Source organism: Streptococcus parasanguinis, from assembly GCF_001074805.1.
In the GTDB taxonomy this organism is placed as follows: domain Bacteria; phylum Bacillota; class Bacilli; order Lactobacillales; family Streptococcaceae; genus Streptococcus; species Streptococcus parasanguinis_A.
On record NZ_JUPI01000016.1, the window covers coordinates 35,031 to 52,578 of the forward strand.

The window sequence follows — 17,548 nt, forward strand, 5'->3', positions numbered from 1 at the left end:
AGAGCTTATCTAAAAAACATCGTATAAAGAAGTAAAACGTGATAACTGAGAAAGAGACAGGGAACAAAGGGAATCCGGTCTCTTTCTTTTTTGAGAGCAAAGAAGAGAATGCCTAAGATGGATGCAATTTGGATGAGAATGAGGATCTTGGTAGAAGAAAAGGTCAGTGAGAAGGTGGCGAGTAAGAGAAAATCTCCCGCCCCCATTCCAATAAAGAAAAAGTGAGCCCCCAACGCAAGGAGTAAAAAGACCAGCATGAGGAGATTACTACCGGATAAAAAGAGGACTAAGGCATGGAGACAACACCAGATGGCCAAGGGGTATTCCATAAAGCGTAGGTCATAGATGGCTAAAACAGCAGATCCGAGTAACGTCAGAAGTTGAGGAAGAGAAAGAAAACCATTGGCACAGGCTGAGAAGATCAGGCCACACCAGATCTCAAAAAGGCAGTACCAAAATGGGTAGGTCTGATGACAATAGCGACAGCGAAAACGATGCAGTAGTTGCGAGAGAATAGGAATCAGATCCCAAACGCCAAGGACGTGCTGGCAGTGATCGCAATGACTGCGAGGAGTGAGAATGGATTGGTTTGGGAAGCGATCGACCACTAGTCCCAAAAAAGAGGCGAAACAAGTACCGATGGTAAAAAAATAAAAGTTGATCATACTTATTTATTCGTAAACAAATCGAAAAATCACCTCATTTACTTGAAAATCTTGTAAAGCCTTTCTAAATTTGATACAATAATGAACATGAAAAACCTGTATGATGTTCAACAATTTTTAAAACGTTTTGGAATCATCATTTATGTGGGGAAGCGCCTCTATGACATCGAATTGATGAAAATTGAGCTTCAACGTCTTTATGATGCAGGCTTGATGGAGCGGCTCGATTATTTAGAAGCCGATACCGTTTTAAGAAGAGAACACAAGCAAGAATTAGAATTTTTGAAAAAGAGTGAGGTAGAGTGATGGGAAATATCATTTTTTGGTTGGTTGTTTTAGGAGTAGTTGGATGGATGGCCTTTAATTATTTCCGCATCCGTAAAGCTGCTAAATTTGTGGACAATGCCGCTTTTGAAGAGTTGATTCGTAAAGGGCAGTTGATTGACTTGCGAGAGCCAGTTGAGTTTCATGCCAAGCATATCTTGGGTGCACGTAATATTCCTTCCAGTCAATTGAAGCTGAGTACAGGTGCCTTACGCAAGGACAAACCAATTTTATTGTACGAAAATAGCCGTAGTTCGCGTGTAACCAATGCGGCTCTCTATCTCAAGAAACAGGGCTATACAGACATTTATGTCTTGTCTTATGGTCTTGATTCTTGGAATGGTAAGGTAAAGTCCAGTTAATAGGATGTAAAAAGTTGCCATATAATAGTTCTATTTATAACTGACTTTTTATAGCATAAATTATAAGGGAGTTTGTGAACATGCAAGAAAAGAACAATTCCTCATTTGTTATGGGTATCATATCTATTATTGTTGCCTTTATATTTCCATTGTTAAGTATTATTTTTGGTATTTTAGGTTTGGCCTTGGCTATTTTAAATCAAAACGAGTCTGGACTAGACTATACGACAGAAAAAATTCTCTCTATTGTAGGGATTGTGCTTTCTGTAATTTTCTGTCTCATGTTTATCTCACAACTTTCGGGAATTAATTAAAACAAAAAAAGCTTTAAAACTAAAGCTTTTTTTGTTTTATCAACTGTTTTCTATATAGTTTTTAATAATCTGTAATTCATCTTGGTTCAAAGGGCGGTATTGACCCTCTGCTAGCTCTGAATCTAATGTAAAATCCCCGAACTGAACACGTTTTAAGGCAGTGACCTTGACACCGACAGAGAGGAACATTTTCTTGACCTGATGAAACTTCCCTTCAGAGATGGTGATGGTGGCTCTGCTTAGATTGGGGCTTGAAACTTGAATCTCCAGTTGAGCAGGTTTACAGCTAGTTCCATCTAAAAAGATAATCCCATCTTTGAACTTTTGGATATGTTCTGATGAGAGCGGTCCATTGACTTCAACTTGATAAGTTTTATCTACATGATATTGAGGATGAAGAAGTTGAAAACCAAGGGGCCCATTATCTGTTAAGAGAAGAAGACCCATCGTATCTCGATCCAGTCGACCAATTGCATAGAGTTGGTCTGACTGGAGATGTTGAGGTAGTATGTCCATGACTGTTAGCAGTTCCTTGTCCTTACTTGCTGTCACGACACCATTTGGCTTATGGAGCATGAGGTAGATGTGCTCATATCCTTCGATTATTCTATCTTTGAAAATTAGCTCTTGCAACCCTGTATCAACATTCTGTGCAAGGGAATAAGCCGGAAGTCCATCTACCAAAATTTCTTTTTTTAGAAGAGCCTGTTTCATGCCTTTTCGACTAACTTTTTCTTGGGCTAATATTTTATCTAATCGCATACCAGCTTATCTTATCATAAGTCAGTGCTTTTGAAAAGAAAAGGGAAAAAGTGGATTTTCTATTGAAAACATTTACAACTAGCTGAACTGTGTTTTTTAAACGGGACTGTGGTATAATTGTTCAGTTAGAAATATTATTTAAAATTATATAGAGGAAATCATGACAAAATTAAGAGAAGATATTCGTAACGTTGCGATCATTGCCCACGTTGACCATGGTAAAACAACCTTGGTAGACGAATTGTTGAAACAATCGCACACCTTGGATGAACGTAAAGAATTGCAAGAACGTGCAATGGACTCAAACGATCTTGAAAAAGAACGTGGGATTACCATTCTTGCTAAAAATACAGCCGTTGCTTATAACGGAACTCGGATCAATATCATGGACACACCAGGACACGCGGACTTCGGTGGAGAAGTGGAACGGATCATGAAAATGGTTGACGGGGTTGTATTGGTCGTAGATGCCTACGAAGGAACTATGCCTCAGACTCGTTTCGTATTGAAAAAAGCCTTGGAACAAGATCTTGTGCCGATCGTTGTAGTTAATAAAATCGATAAGCCATCTGCTCGTCCAGCAGAAGTAGTAGACGAAGTCTTGGAACTCTTCATCGAGCTAGGTGCGGATGATGACCAGCTTGACTTCCCAGTTGTTTATGCATCAGCGATCAACGGAACATCATCCTTGTCAGATGATCCAGCAGATCAAGAAAAGACTATGGCGCCAATCTTTGACACCATTATCGACCACATCCCAGCTCCAGTTGATAACTCAGATGAGCCCCTTCAATTCCAAGTGTCTCTTCTTGACTACAATGACTTCGTTGGTCGTATCGGTATCGGACGTGTCTTCCGTGGTACAGTTAAGGTTGGGGACCAAGTTACCCTTTCTAAATTGGATGGAACGACTAAGAGCTTCCGTGTTACCAAACTCTTTGGTTTCTTTGGTTTGGAACGTCGTGAGATTCAAGAAGCTAAAGCTGGTGACTTGATTGCTATCTCTGGTATGGAAGATATCTTCGTTGGAGAAACCATCACACCGACAGATGCAGTTGAAGCTCTTCCAATCCTTCACATCGACGAACCAACCCTTCAAATGACCTTCTTGGTGAATAACTCACCATTTGCTGGTCGTGAAGGAAAATGGGTGACCTCTCGTAAGGTCGAAGAACGCTTGCAAGCCGAATTGCAAACAGACGTCTCTCTTCGTGTTGACCCGACTGACTCACCTGATAAATGGACAGTTTCAGGACGTGGGGAATTGCACTTGTCTATCTTGATTGAAACCATGCGTCGTGAAGGATACGAATTGCAAGTATCTCGTCCAGAAGTGATCATCAAGGAAATTGATGGTGTCAAATGTGAACCATTTGAGCGTGTGCAAATCGACACACCAGAAGAATACCAAGGATCTGTTATCCAAAGCCTTTCTGAACGTAAAGGTGAAATGTTGGATATGGTCGCAACTGGTAACGGTCAAACTCGTTTGGTCTTCCTTGTTCCAGCGCGTGGGTTAATTGGATATTCAACAGAGTTCTTGTCAATGACACGTGGTTACGGAATCATGAACCACACCTTTGACCAATACTTGCCGGTGATTCCAGGAGAAATTGGTGGACGTCACCGTGGTGCTCTTGTTTCCATCGATAACGGGAAAGCAACGACATACTCGATCATGTCTATTGAAGAACGTGGTACGATCTTTGTCAATCCAGGTACAGAAGTTTACGAAGGAATGATCATTGGGGAAAACTCTCGTGAGAACGACTTGACTGTCAACATTACGAAAGCAAAACAAATGACCAACGTTCGTTCAGCTACCAAGGACCAAACAGCGGTTATCAAGACTCCTCGTATCTTAACTTTGGAAGAATCTCTTGAGTTCTTGAACGACGATGAGTACATGGAAGTAACACCTGAATCTATCCGTTTGCGTAAACAAATCTTGAACAAAGCAGAACGCGAAAAAGCAAATAAAAAGAAAAAATCAGCAGCTGCTGAATAATACGAAAAGAAAGGAGAAACAAAATGGTCTATTTTATCTTAGGGATTTTGATTCTCCTTTTTTACCTTTTTATGACCCCAAAGAGTATTCGTGGTACCTTAAACAGTGTCACAATGGTGGTCTTGATCGTCTCTTTTATCGTCCTTGCTTGTCTAGCCATTTTTCAGATATTCCAACTACCGTCCGAGTTTTTTGTCGGTGCCTTTCTGGCCTTTGTTGGCTACCTGGCTTTGGTAGATATTTCCAAAATGACGACCAAACAGAAAAAATAAACGGTGACGTGATTTTTAAAGCCCTTTGGGCTTTTTAATTTTGCTAAAAAAAGGTAAAATAGAGAGTGATAAAAATGGAGCGAAGAAATCATGAAATTTGTGAAACAATTTGAAAATAAAAAGGTTCTTGTATTAGGTTTGGCTAAGTCAGGCGAGTCAGCTGCCCGTTTGTTGGATCGCTTAGGAGCGATTGTGACCGTCAATGATGGCAAACCTTTTGAAGAAAATCCAGCAGCACAAAGTTTACTGGAAGAAGGGATTAAAGTTGTGACAGGAGGTCACCCTTTGGAATTGTTGGATGAAGACTTTGCAGTCATGGTCAAAAATCCAGGAATCCCTTATTCGAATCCAATGGTTGAAAAAGCGCTTGAAAAAGGCATTCCCGTCCTCACTGAAGTGGAATTGGCCTATCTGATTTCGGATGCGCCAATTATTGGGATTACAGGATCAAACGGAAAAACGACGACGACAACCATGATCGGGGAAGTCTTGACGGCTGCCGGTCAAGGTGGTCTATTGTCTGGAAATATCGGTTTTCCAGCTAGTCAAGTTGCACAAACAGCAACAGAAAAGGATGTTCTGGTCATGGAATTGTCTTCTTTCCAATTGATGGGAATTGAAGCCTTCCATCCAGAGATTGCAGTGATTACCAACCTCATGCCGACCCATATCGACTATCATGGTTCTTTTGAAAATTATGTAGCTGCCAAATGGAATCTTCAAAAGAATATGACAGAAAAAGATGTCATTGTCTTGAACTTCAATCAAGACCTGGCCAAAGAACTCGCTACAAAAACCAAGGCAAGGGTCCTTCCATTTTCAACGGTTGAAAAAGTGGATGGGGCTTATTTGGAAGATGGACTTCTCAAGTTTAAGGGAGAAGTTGTTATGCGAGCAGATGAACTGGGAGTTCCAGGTAGCCACAATGTAGAGAATGCCTTGGCAACGATTGCGGTCGCAAAAGTCCGGGGAGTAGAGAATGAGGTCATTAAAGAAACCTTGTCAGCCTTTGGAGGAGTGAAACACCGTCTTCAATATGTGGATGAGATTCAAGGTGTCAAATTCTACAATGATAGCAAATCGACTAATATTCTAGCAACACAAAAAGCTCTTTCTGGTTTTGATAACAGCAAGGTGATCTTGATTGCAGGGGGGCTCGATCGTGGCAATGAATTTGATGAATTGGTGCCTCACATTACTGGTTTAAAGGAAATGGTGATTCTAGGGGAATCAGCTCCTCGAGTGAAACGCGCAGCAGATAAAGCTGGCGTCTCTTATGTTGATGCGGCAGATGTAGCGGATGCTACAAAGAAAGCCTTCGACTTGGCTAGCCCCGGAGATGTTGTGCTACTAAGTCCTGCTAATGCCAGCTGGGATATGTATCCGAATTTTGAAGTGCGTGGGGATGAATTCCTTGCTACAGTAAAAGGGTTGAAATAAGATGAAAAAAATAATGTTTACTGGTGGGGGAACCGTGGGACATGTGACCCTTAATCTCCTCTTGATTCCAAAATTTATCGAAGATGGATGGGAAGTTCATTATATTGGGGACAAAAAAGGAATCGAATACCAAGAGATCAAAAAGTCTGGCTTAGACGTACGCTTCCATTCAATTGCAACGGGGAAATTGCGCCGTTATTTCTCTTTCCAAAATATGATGGATGTGTTCAAGGTAGCTTGGGGAACGCTCCAGTCCATTGCAATCCTGCTTCGTGTGCGCCCACAAGTTCTCTTCTCAAAAGGGGGATTTGTCTCTGTGCCGCCGGTGATCGCAGCTAGACTCACGCGTGTCCCTGTCTATATCCATGAGTCGGATCTCTCGATGGGATTGGCCAATAAAATTGCTTATAAATTCGCTACCAAGATGTACACGACTTTTGAGCAAGCTCATGGTTTAACAAAGAGTGCGCATATCGGTGCGGTAACCAAGGTCACAGATCGTATTCCGACAACTTCTGAAAAATTAGAAGAAAAAACAAAAGGTTTCCGAAAAGACTTGCCGACTCTTCTCTTTGTCGGAGGATCAGCTGGTGCGCGTGTCTTTAATGAATTTGTGACAGAGCACAAAGCAGAGCTCATGCAGCACTACAATATCATCAATTTGACAGGCGATTCAACATTGAATCAGGCTGAGGGCGGTTTGTATCGAGTGGATTATGTAACGGATCAGTATTTGCCAATGCTCCAGAAGGCTGATTTAGTGGTGACTAGAGGTGGGGCCAATACCTTATTTGAGCTCTTAGCTATGAACAAACTCCATTTGATTGTACCGCTAGGAAAAGAAGCCAGCCGTGGCGATCAGATTGAAAATGCCCAATATTTTGTGGATAAAGGTTATGCAGAGCAATTGCAGGAAGAGCAATTGACGCTCGAAACCTTCAATGAAACCATTCAAGAAATGTTGAAGCAAAGCCAAGTCTACCACCAAGCAATGGAAAAATCGACAGAACTCCTTTCACTAGACGATTTTTATGGCCTGCTTCAAAAAGATATCAGTAAGGGAAAAGATGACGGACGACAATAAAAAAACGCCAACGGATGACAAAATTACAGAATTGTCAGCCTGGCAAAAAAGAAACAAAGAATATTTAGAAAAAAAAGCGCTTGAAAAAGCGGAAGAAGCTGAAACAGAGGAAACTGAAAGCGAAGAAGCAAAAGAAGACGAAGACCTTTCAGAAAAAGAAACAGCTTCCGTCTCAGAGGAAGAATCTGACGAACGAAAAGAGTCTGAAGAGGAAGATGAATCTGAGGCCGAAGAGGATCCAGAAGCAGATGGAGAAAGTTCAGAAGGAGAAGAGGATGATCCGGCTGTAGAGGAGCTAGATCCTTCAGAGAAGCAAGAGAAAAAGCCTTCATTTTTTAAAGGCTTAAAGACGAAAAAGCCAAAGAAGGAACCGACAGTGGCAAAACGCCATATCTATCGTGCCCTTCCGGTTATCGGAATCAGCTCGATTGTCGCCCTTCTCTCAATCTATTTTTTAAGTCCCTTGTCCACACAGAAAGTGATTGAATTTTCAGGGAACAAAGCGGTTGACCAGCAACTCTTATATGAAAAAAGTCGCATCAAAGAAGAAGATTATACTCTGACGACCTTCCTTCATAAATCGGTCTATGAACAAAATATGAAAACGGCTAGTCCATGGATCAAAGAGGTTCACATGCATTATCAATTCCCGGTGACCTTTAAAGTCAATATCGTGGAACACAAAGTAGTTGCTTATTATGTGACCGGAGAAGACCACTATCCAGTATTGGAAAATGGAGAAGTCGTTGAGACAGTAACTCCAGCTTCGGAATTGCCGTCCTCCTATATTAGTTTAAAATTCTCAGATCGAGAATTGGTTAGACAATTTGTCCAAGAAATGAAGTCTATATCTTCTTCCATTACGGATAAAATTGTTTCGGTAGATCTGACACCAAGTAAGGTCACCAAGGATCTGGTGACCATCACCATGAAAAACGATAATAAAATCTTGGTGCCTGTTTCCCAAATAACCCGCAAGCTTCCTTATTATAAAGCCATTAGTAAGCAATTAGACGATGATTCGACTATCGATATGGAGGCTGGAGTTTTCAGCTATAGTGAACAATCCATCGCAGATGCCAAAGAGCAAGCTGAGAAAGAAAAGGCTGAAAGTACAGAAAATCAGAATGAACATTCTGAGGAAGCAAGCCAAGAACAGAATCAAGAACAGAATCCAGAAGGGGAGAATTCTTCTGGGAATGAGTAAAGCCCATAAATTATCTCAAATAATTGAAGAAAAAATGTCCATTTTAGGCTTCTTTGTGATATAATGAAGTTTGGATAGTTCCAACTAAAAGGGCTATAAATAGATGTAAAGTGAAAACAAATAAAGAGAGAGGACTGGTGTAATGGCTAGAGACGGCTTTTTTACAGGTTTAGATATCGGTACTAGTTCAATAAAAGTATTGGTGGCAGAACATGTCAATGGAGAAATGAATGTAATTGGAGTCAGCAATGCAAAAAGTGCTGGCGTCAAAGATGGAATTATAGTAGATATCGAAGCTGCTTCAAATGCAATTAAAAATGCAATCAGCCAAGCTGAAGAAAAAGCAGGGATTTCAATCAATCTAGTCAATGTTGGGTTGCCTGCAAACTTACTACAAATCGAAGCAACTCAAGGAATGATTCCAGTCACAAGTGATTCGAAAGAAATCACAGATGCAGATGTTGAAAATGTTGTCAAATCTGCACTCACAAAAAGTATGACACCGGATCGTGAAGTAATCACCTTCATTCCTGAGGAATTCACAGTTGATGGTTTCCAAGGGATCCGCGATCCACGCGGAATGATGGGGATCCGACTTGAAATGCGTGGCCTTCTTTATACAGGACCTCGTACAATCTTGCACAATTTGCGTAAAACCGTTGAACGTGCAGGCTTACAAGTTGAAAACATCATCATTTCACCGCTTGCGATGATCAAAACAGTCTTGAATGAAGGCGAACGTGAATTCGGAGCAACGGTGATCGATATGGGTGGTGGCCAAACAACGGTGGCATCTGTTCGTAGCCAAGAACTTCAATTTACAAATATCTACCAAGAAGGTGGCGATTATGTTACCAAAGATATTTCTAAAGTATTGAAAACTTCTCAAAAATTGGCAGAAGGCTTGAAGTTCAACTATGGTGAGGCCTATGTGCCATCTGCTGGAAACGAAGTCTTCCATGTAGAAGTCATCGGTGAAGTAGAGCCAGTTGAAGTGACTGAGAAGTACTTAGCTGAAATCATTTCAGCACGTATTAAACACATCTTTGAGCAAATCAAACAAGACCTTGAGAGAAGACATTTGTTGGATCTTCCTGGTGGTATTGTGATTATCGGTGGAGGTGCGATCCTTCCTGGTGTTGAAGAATTGGCTCAAGAAGTCTTTGGTGTAAATGTGAAATTGTTTGTTCCAAATCAAATTGGAATTCGCAATCCAGCTTTTGCCCATGTAATTAGCTTGTCTGAATATGCAGGCAATTTGACAGATGTGGATATTATTGCTCAAGCTGCGGTTCATGGAGACGAAGTCTTGCGTCAACAACCGATTCAATTTGATCGTCCAGTGCAACCACAAGTACAACCACAACCTGCTGCTCCAGCACAACCGGTAGTACCTGCATACAATGCTGAGAAGATTGAATCTCCAGTGGATACTCAAGAAATTCCAGCAGCAAGCAATGATAGCAAACAAGAACCAAAAACTACATTCACAGACCGAATGAAAAATTTGATCGGTAATATGTTTGATTAAGGAGTGTAAGTATTTATGACATTTTCATTTGACACAGCAGCGGCACAAGGTGCAGTAATTAAAGTAATCGGTGTCGGTGGCGGTGGCGGTAACGCCATCAATCGTATGATTGACGAAGGCGTTGCCGGTGTAGAATTCATCGCAGCTAATACAGATGTTCAAGCACTTTCAAGTGCAAAAGCTGAAACAGTTATCCAATTGGGTCCAAAATTGACTCGTGGATTGGGTGCTGGAGGTCAACCTGAAGTTGGTCGTAAGGCAGCTGAAGAAAGCGAAGAAGTGTTAACAGAAGCTTTGCAAGGTGCAGACATGGTCTTCATCACTGCAGGGATGGGTGGAGGATCTGGTACAGGTGCTGCACCAGTCATCGCTCGTATTGCAAAAGCAGTAGGTGCTTTGACAGTAGCCGTTGTCACTCGTCCATTCGGGTTTGAAGGTTCAAAACGTGGCAACTTCGCTATTGAAGGGATCAACGAACTTCGCGAACATGTAGATACCTTGTTGATTATTTCTAATAACAACTTGCTTGAAATTGTAGACAAGAAGACACCACTTCTTGAAGCTTTGAGTGAAGCAGATAACGTTCTTCGTCAAGGTGTTCAAGGGATCACTGACTTGATCACAAGTCCTGGATTGATCAACCTTGACTTTGCAGACGTGAAGACTGTTATGGAAAACAAAGGAAATGCCCTCATGGGTATTGGTGTTGGTAGCGGTGAAGAACGCGTTATCGAAGCGGCTCGTAAAGCCATTTACTCTCCACTTCTTGAAACTACAATTGATGGTGCAGAAGACGTGATCGTCAACGTAACAGGTGGTTTGGATATGACATTGATCGAAGCTGAAGAAGCTTCAGAAATTGTGAACCAAGCTGCAGGTCACGGAGTGAACATCTGGTTGGGTACATCTATTGATGAATCTCTTAAAGATGAAATCCGCGTGACGGTTGTTGCAACTGGTGTCCGTCAAGACAAGGTAGAACGCGTTAGCGGAATTGCTTCCTCACAACGTCCTTATAAAACAGGACCACGTGAACAACGCCCACAAGCTGCACCATTTGACCGTGAATTTGATTTGAAACAAGATGTTGAATTGCCAACAACTCCAAGTCGTCCAGCGGTAGAACCAAACCGTGGCTCAGCCTTTGGTGATTGGGATATTCGTCGTGAGAATATCGTTCGCCAAACTGAACCAACATCAACACATCAAGTTGATCGTTACGTAGATTCATCTTCAGATGATGATGAATTGGAAACACCACCATTCTTCCGGAATCGTTAATCATGAATCTGGTAGAGAATGCTGATCTTGTTCGGCAACAAGTAGAAACAGCAAGAAACAAAGCTAACCGTCAAGATCAAGTTAATGTGATAGCTGTTACCAAGTATGTGGATGTTGCCACAACAGAAGCACTGGTGAAAACAGGTATCCAACATATCGGTGAAAATCGTGTCGATAAATTCCTAGAAAAGTATCAAGCTCTAAAAGAGTATGACCTCACTTGGCACTTGATTGGGAGCCTCCAACGGCGGAAAGTAAAAGACGTGATTAATCTCGTCGATTACTTTCATGCCTTGGATTCGGTGAAGCTGGCTCAAGAAATTCAAAAGCGAGCAGAACACCCGATCAAGTGTTTCCTCCAAGTGAACATTTCTGGTGAAGAAAGTAAGCATGGATTTGCACCCGATGAACTGGATGATGTTTTAGCGGAAATCGCACAGCTGGACAAAATTGAAATTGTTGGTTTAATGACGATGGCTCCTTTTGAGGCTAGTCAAGAAGAGTTGCAGGATATTTTTTCAAAAACTCACCAACTTCAGAAACAACTAGAAAAGAAACAATTAAAAAATATGCCTTTTTCAGAACTAAGTATGGGTATGAGTCGTGACTTTGAAGTAGCCATTGCGAACGGAGCGACTTATGTTAGAATTGGGACATCATTTTTTAAATAGGAAAGAACTATGTCATTAAAAGATAAATTTAACAACTTTATTGACTACTTCACAGAAGACGGTGAAGAAGTAGAAGTTCGCGAGGCAAAAGCAGCTGGGGCGGAAACACAACCAGTTCCACAGCCACAGCCGACTCCTCAAGTGACTTCTCCACGTCCACAGATTAGTCAAAGAGAACCAGTAAAACCAAAACCGACTCCTGTCGCACCTGTTACGACTCCAGTGTCTACAGCGGCAGTGAAGGAACCTGTTTCAACAACGAAAAATACATCTGAAAATATTACTCGTTTGCATGAACGTCAACGTGAATTGGCTGCTAATCGTGCGAATACAGATGAAAAGATTACCATTGATGTACGCTATCCCCGCAAATACGAGGAAGCGACTGAAATTGTTGATCTATTACTATCTAATGAGAGTATCTTGATTGACTTCCAATATATGACTGAAGTACAAGCACGTCGTTGTTTAGATTATTTGGATGGGGCTCGTTATGTTTTAGCAGGAAATCTTCGTCGTGTTGCAAGTACCATGTACTTGTTGACTCCAATTAATGTAGTCGTTAACATTGAAGATATCCGCCTTCCAAATGATGTGGAAGTGACAGAATTTGACTATGATATGAAACGTAATCGTTAAGATGGTTATCTTTCAATACTTATCAAATATCATTCAAATCTATTCCATCATTCTTGTCATCTATGCCTTACTATCTTGGTTCCCTGGGGCACCTCAGAGTACTCTTGGACAAATGGTTCACCGCCTAGTTGAACCATTTTTGAGCCTTTTTAGAAAGTTACCATTGCAGTTTGGAGGCTTGGATTTTACGGTTCTTGTAGCACTTTTGGTCTTGAACTTGATGAATCAGTTATTAGCCCGCTTGTTCCTACTTTTGATTGGGTAGAAAACGATGGGACAGACAGAGATTTACCAACATTTCAATCGCGAAGATCACGAATTCATTGATCGTTGTATTGAATTGTCTGAAAGAGTGGTGGAACGCTATTCTGTTGAGGTGACGGGCTTTTTAAACCCTCATCAGGTCGGTATTTTACGAAATGTCGCGGCAAGCTACCAATTACAGGTCTTTGCTTCCAGCGATGAGCAGAAAATGGAGTATGCCAAGGTTATTGTTGCTCCAGATTATTACCAATTAGATCCAAGTGACTTTGATCTGGCCCTATTGGAAATGGTCTATGCTTCAAAATTTCATCACTTGACCCATTCCCAGGTACTGGGGACCATTGTTCACCAATTAGGTGTGGAGCGCAAGTCCTTTGGAGATATTCTGACGAGTGATGGAAAGATCCAAGTATTTGTTGAACAGCGTTTTGTTCCCTATTTCATGGATCACATCCAGAAAATTTCTCGGGTACCTGTTAAGCTGAGGGAAGTTCCTCTCTCTGAACAAATGATCGTAGAGGAAGAAAGCCAGCAGCGAGATATTCTCGTGTCGAGTTATCGGTTAGATAAGGTGATTGCTGGGACCTTCAAGCTTTCGCGCTCACAAGCTAGTCAGTTGATTAGTTCTGGTCTAGTGAAAGTTAACTATGCGACTACTTCCAATGTTAGCTATGCTGTAGGTCTGAATGATTTAGTCAGTGTTCGACGCTTTGGGCGTCTTAAAATTGTTTCTGAAAATGGTATTTCAAAGAGTGGAAAATATAAAGTAACTGTTGAAGTACTCTTAAGTAAAAAATGAGGAGGAGTTATGGCTCTTACTGCTTTAGAAATTAAAGATAAAACTTTTGGCGTTAAATTTAGAGGGTATGATGCGAACGAAGTAGAAGAATTTCTAGATATCGTTGTTCGCGATTATGAAGATCTTGTTCGTTTAAATCATGATCAAGAAGCAAAAATTCAAGCTCTTGAAGAACGCTTAAACTATTTTGATGAAATGAAAGATTCATTGAGTCAATCTGTTTTGATTGCACAAGATACTGCGGAACGTGTCAAACAAGCCGCTAACGAACGTTCTGAAAATATTGTTCGTCAAGCTGAACAAGATGCACAGCACTTAGTGGATGAAGCAAAACAAAAAGCAAATGAAATCCTTCGTCATGCAACGGATAATGCCAAGAAGGTTGCCGTTGAAACAGAGGAATTGAAGAACAAGACACGCGTCTTCCATCAACGTTTGAAATCAACCATCGAAAGCCAATTGAGCATTATCGATACACCTGAATGGGATGAAATTCTTCGTCCAACAGCTATGTACATTCAAACAAGTGATGAAGCTTTCCGTGAAATTGTGGAGAAAGCTTTGGGTGAATCTGTTCACCATCATCATGCAGAAGATGATAACATTGATTTGACTCGTCAATTCTCTCCAGCTGAAATCGAAGAATTGCAAAAACGCATCGAAGCTGCTAATTTAGAATTGGGTGCAACACAAGCGTTTGAAGGTTTGAATGAAAAAGTTCAATCCGCTTTAGAAGAAGCAGAGCACGCTCGTCATGAAAATGAAGAAGTTGTTGAGGTTGAAGAAACTATTCAACCTGAAGATGATGCAAATCGTGAATCTGTCAATATTTTATAATTTTGTAAAAACAGGTCCATTAATGATAGGTCTAGCGAGCAGATGATGGTGGAAGATCTGCACTCCCTCTTAATGGATGATCCTTTTACAGTATTCGTTCTGAACCATTGAGTAAGAACGGACGTTTCCCTCGTTACGGGATGAGAGGAGAAAGTCGTTTGCGACTTCTCGAACAAAGGTGGTACCACGAGCAATCGTCCTTTTTAGGATGCTCGTGTTTTTTTATAGCTTTTTAAATCAATAAGGAGACACAATGAAACTTAAAGAAACATTGAATCTTGGGAAAACAGCTTTTCCAATGCGGGCTGGGCTTCCAACGAAAGAACCAGTTTGGCAAAAAGAATGGGAAGATGCAAAATTGTATCAACGCCGTCAAGAGTTGAATGAAGGAAAACCGCATTTTACCCTTCATGATGGCCCTCCCTATGCCAACGGAAATATTCACGTAGGGCATGCCATGAACAAGATCTCAAAAGATATCATTGTTCGTTCTAAGTCTATGTCAGGATTTTACGCCCCTTATATTCCAGGTTGGGATACTCATGGTTTGCCAATTGAGCAAGTCTTGGCCAAACAAGGCGTGAAACGTAAAGAAATGGACTTGGTTGAGTATTTGAAACTCTGCCGTGAATATGCGCTTTCTCAAGTAGATAAACAACGCGAAGACTTCAAACGCTTAGGTGTTTCAGGTGATTGGGATCATCCTTATGTAACCTTGACGCCTGACTATGAAGCAGCACAGATCCGAGTCTTTGGTGAAATGGCCAATAAAGGCTATATCTACCGTGGGGCTAAGCCAGTTTACTGGTCTTGGTCTTCTGAATCAGCCCTCGCTGAAGCAGAGATTGAATACCATGATTTGGTATCAACGTCTCTTTACTATGCGAACAAAGTTAAAGATGGTAAGGGTGTCCTAGATACAGACACTTACATCGTTGTCTGGACAACAACTCCATTTACGGTTACAGCTTCTCGTGGATTGACGGTGGGTGCAGAGTTTGATTATGTCGTAGTGAAACCTGCTGGATCTGACCGCAAGTATGTCGTAGCATCTGAGCTCTTGCCAAGCCTTTCTGAAAAATTCGGTTGGGAAAATGCTGAAGTCCTTGCGACTTACCAAGGAAAAGAATTGAACCATATCGTTACAGAACACCCATGGGATCCTGAAGTAGATGAATTGGTGATCCTTGGTGAGCATGTAACCCTTGATTCAGGTACTGGTATCGTCCATACCGCTCCTGGTTTTGGTGAGGATGACTACAATGTAGGGATTGCCAATGGCCTCGAAGTTGCTGTTACTGTTAACGAACGCGGAATCATGATGGAAAATGCTGGCCCTGACTTTGCTGGTCAGTTCTATGACAAGGTTGTTCCAACGGTTATCGAAAAACTTGGCGATTTGCTCCTTGCTCAAGAAGAAATCTCTCACTCCTACCCATTTGACTGGCGGACGAAAAAACCAATCATCTGGCGTGCAGTTCCACAATGGTTTGCCTCAGTATCAAAATTCCGTCAAGATATCTTGGACGAAATTGAAAAAGTGAAATTCCACTCAGAATGGGGGAAAGTCCGTCTTTACAACATGATTCGTGACCGTGGTGACTGGGTCATCTCTCGTCAACGTGCCTGGGGTGTGCCTCTTCCAATCTTCTATGCAGAAGACGGAACGCCAATCATGACAGCTGAAACAATTGAGCATGTAGCTCAACTCTTTGAAGAGCATGGTTCAATCATCTGGTGGGAACGTGATGCTAAAGACCTCTTGCCAGAAGGATTTACCCATCCAGGTTCACCAAATGGGGAATTCAAGAAAGAAACTGACATCATGGACGTTTGGTTTGACTCAGGTTCATCATGGAATGGGGTTGTGGTTAACCGTCCAGAACTCAAATACCCAGCTGATCTTTACCTAGAAGGTTCAGACCAATACCGTGGTTGGTTCAACTCATCTCTGATCACTTCTGTGGCGAACCATGGTGTAGCACCATACAAACAAATCTTGTCTCAAGGTTTCGCTTTGGATGGTAAAGGTGAGAAGATGTCTAAATCTCTTGGAAATACCATTGCTCCAAGTGATGTTGAAAAGCAATTTGGTGCTGAAATCTTGCGTCTCTGGGTAACCAGTGTAGACTCAAGTAATGACGTGCGTATCTCAATGGATATCTTGAGCCAAGTGTCTGAGACTTACCGTAAGATCCGGAATACTCTTCGTTTCTTGATTGCCAACACTTCTGACTTTAACCCTGCTGAGGATACAGTTGCTTACGACGAGCTTCGTTCAGTTGACAAGTACATGACCATTCGCTTTAACCAGCTTGTTAAGACCATCCGTGATGCTTATGAAAACTTTGAGTTCTTGACGATCTACAAGGCGCTTGTTAACTTTATCAACGTTGACTTGTCAGCCTTCTACCTTGATTTTGCCAAGGATGTTGTTTACATCGAAGGAGCGAAATCGCTAGAACGCCGTCAAATGCAAACAGTCTTCTATGATATTTTGGTGAAAATCACGAAACTCTTGACGCCAATTCTTCCTCACACTGCTGAAGAAATCTGGTCTTACCTTGAGTTTGAAGAGGAAGACTTCGTTCAATTGTCAGAATTGCCAGAAGCAGAAACGTTTGCCAACCAAGAAGAAATCTTGGATACTTGGTCAGCCTTCATGGACTTCCGTGGTCAAGCTCAAAAAGCCTTGGAAGAAGCGCGGAATGAAAAAGTGATCGGTAAATCACTAGAAGCTCATTTGACAGTTTATCCAAACGAAGTCGTGAAAACACTTCTTGGAGCTGTTGATAGCAATGTTGCTCAACTCTTGATTGTTTCTGAGTTGACCATCGCAGAAGGCCCAGCTCCAGAAGGTGCAGTGACCTTTGAAGATGTAGCCTTCACGGTTGAACGTGCAGCTGGTGAAGTTTGTGACCGTTGCCGTCGCATCGATCCAACAACAGCTGAACGTCACTACCACGCAACCATCTGTGATCACTGTGCAAGCATCGTCGAAGAGAACTTTGCAGACGCAGTCGCAGAAGGATTTGAAGCTAAATAATAAGACGTGAAAAATCGCAGGGAGAGAGTCTCCTTGCGACTT

18 protein-coding genes are annotated in these 17,548 nt (G+C 41.7%); 16 read left to right on the forward strand and 2 right to left on the reverse strand.

Annotated features, from left to right (window positions below):
- Nucleotides 1–5 precede the first annotated feature (5 nt).
- Nucleotides 6–665, reverse strand: a complete 660-nt coding sequence (locus ADI76_RS01340) for a prepilin peptidase (RefSeq protein WP_049514212.1) — start codon at nt 663–665, stop codon at nt 6–8.
- Between the two features lie 87 nt (nt 666–752).
- Here ADI76_RS01340 and ADI76_RS01345 point away from each other — a divergent pair, with 87 nt between their 5' ends.
- The 3 genes from ADI76_RS01345 (at nt 753) to ADI76_RS01355 (ending at nt 1,665) form a co-directional block, all read left to right on the forward strand.
- The gene (locus ADI76_RS01345) at nt 753–971 is read left to right on the forward strand and encodes a YqgQ family protein (RefSeq protein WP_003017930.1); all 219 of its coding nucleotides are present in this window, start codon (nt 753–755) and stop codon (nt 969–971) included.
- Nucleotides 971–1,351 (forward strand): rhodanese-like domain-containing protein, encoded by a 381-nt coding sequence (locus ADI76_RS01350; RefSeq protein WP_049483930.1) that lies wholly within the window; start codon nt 971–973, stop codon nt 1,349–1,351. Before ADI76_RS01345 ends, ADI76_RS01350 begins: the two co-directional genes overlap by 1 nt.
- A gap of 80 nt (nt 1,352–1,431) precedes the next feature.
- Nucleotides 1,432–1,665, forward strand: coding sequence for a hypothetical protein (locus ADI76_RS01355; RefSeq protein WP_006597131.1), 234 nt, complete (start codon nt 1,432–1,434; stop codon nt 1,663–1,665).
- Nucleotides 1,666–1,704: 39 nt separating this feature from the next.
- Here ADI76_RS01355 and ADI76_RS01360 read toward each other — a convergent pair whose 3' ends face one another.
- Nucleotides 1,705–2,427, reverse strand: a complete 723-nt coding sequence (locus ADI76_RS01360; protein ID WP_049514213.1) for a pseudouridine synthase — start codon at nt 2,425–2,427, stop codon at nt 1,705–1,707.
- Between the two features lie 160 nt (nt 2,428–2,587).
- On the opposite strand from ADI76_RS01360, the gene typA reads away from it, so the two are divergent.
- The 13 genes from typA (at nt 2,588) to ileS (ending at nt 17,506) form a co-directional block, all read left to right on the forward strand.
- Nucleotides 2,588–4,435, forward strand: coding sequence for a translational GTPase TypA (gene typA / locus ADI76_RS01365; RefSeq protein ID WP_049514214.1), 1,848 nt, complete (start codon nt 2,588–2,590; stop codon nt 4,433–4,435).
- A gap of 23 nt (nt 4,436–4,458) precedes the next feature.
- Entirely contained in the window at nt 4,459–4,707 is a 249-nt protein-coding gene (locus tag ADI76_RS01370; protein WP_049507003.1) for a DUF3165 family protein, read from the forward strand.
- Between the two features lie 90 nt (nt 4,708–4,797).
- A complete protein-coding gene (gene murD, locus ADI76_RS01375; RefSeq protein ID WP_049472967.1) occupies nt 4,798–6,147 on the forward strand; it encodes a UDP-N-acetylmuramoyl-L-alanine--D-glutamate ligase in 1,350 nt (449 codons plus the stop codon).
- Between the two features lies 1 nt (nt 6,148).
- A complete protein-coding gene (locus ADI76_RS01380) occupies nt 6,149–7,231 on the forward strand; it encodes a UDP-N-acetylglucosamine--N-acetylmuramyl-(pentapeptide) pyrophosphoryl-undecaprenol N-acetylglucosamine transferase (protein WP_049514216.1) in 1,083 nt (360 codons plus the stop codon).
- Nucleotides 7,215–8,438, forward strand: coding sequence for a cell division protein FtsQ/DivIB (locus ADI76_RS01385; protein WP_049514218.1), 1,224 nt, complete (start codon nt 7,215–7,217; stop codon nt 8,436–8,438). Before ADI76_RS01380 ends, ADI76_RS01385 begins: the two co-directional genes overlap by 17 nt.
- Before the next feature lie 142 nt (nt 8,439–8,580).
- Nucleotides 8,581–9,969: a cell division protein FtsA gene (ftsA, locus tag ADI76_RS01390; RefSeq protein WP_049514219.1), complete on the forward strand. Its 1,389-nt coding sequence runs from the start codon at nt 8,581–8,583 to the stop codon at nt 9,967–9,969.
- A gap of 15 nt (nt 9,970–9,984) precedes the next feature.
- Entirely contained in the window at nt 9,985–11,250 is a 1,266-nt protein-coding gene (ftsZ, locus tag ADI76_RS01395; RefSeq protein ID WP_003005955.1) for a cell division protein FtsZ, read from the forward strand.
- Between the two features lie 2 nt (nt 11,251–11,252).
- Nucleotides 11,253–11,921, forward strand: coding sequence for a YggS family pyridoxal phosphate-dependent enzyme (locus tag ADI76_RS01400; protein WP_003011742.1), 669 nt, complete (start codon nt 11,253–11,255; stop codon nt 11,919–11,921).
- A gap of 9 nt (nt 11,922–11,930) precedes the next feature.
- Nucleotides 11,931–12,560, forward strand: coding sequence for a cell division protein SepF (locus tag ADI76_RS01405; RefSeq protein ID WP_003005962.1), 630 nt, complete (start codon nt 11,931–11,933; stop codon nt 12,558–12,560).
- Nucleotide 12,561: 1 nt separating this feature from the next.
- Nucleotides 12,562–12,825, forward strand: a complete 264-nt coding sequence (locus tag ADI76_RS01410; protein ID WP_003011858.1) for a YggT family protein — start codon at nt 12,562–12,564, stop codon at nt 12,823–12,825.
- A 6-nt stretch (nt 12,826–12,831) separates the two neighbouring features.
- The gene (locus tag ADI76_RS01415) at nt 12,832–13,623 is read left to right on the forward strand and encodes an RNA-binding protein (RefSeq protein WP_049514221.1); all 792 of its coding nucleotides are present in this window, start codon (nt 12,832–12,834) and stop codon (nt 13,621–13,623) included.
- Between the two features lie 9 nt (nt 13,624–13,632).
- Nucleotides 13,633–14,460: a DivIVA domain-containing protein gene (locus ADI76_RS01420; protein WP_049514223.1), complete on the forward strand. Its 828-nt coding sequence runs from the start codon at nt 13,633–13,635 to the stop codon at nt 14,458–14,460.
- A gap of 253 nt (nt 14,461–14,713) precedes the next feature.
- Nucleotides 14,714–17,506, forward strand: a complete 2,793-nt coding sequence (gene ileS / locus ADI76_RS01425) for an isoleucine--tRNA ligase (protein WP_049514225.1) — start codon at nt 14,714–14,716, stop codon at nt 17,504–17,506.
- Nucleotides 17,507–17,548: the final 42 nt, after the last annotated feature.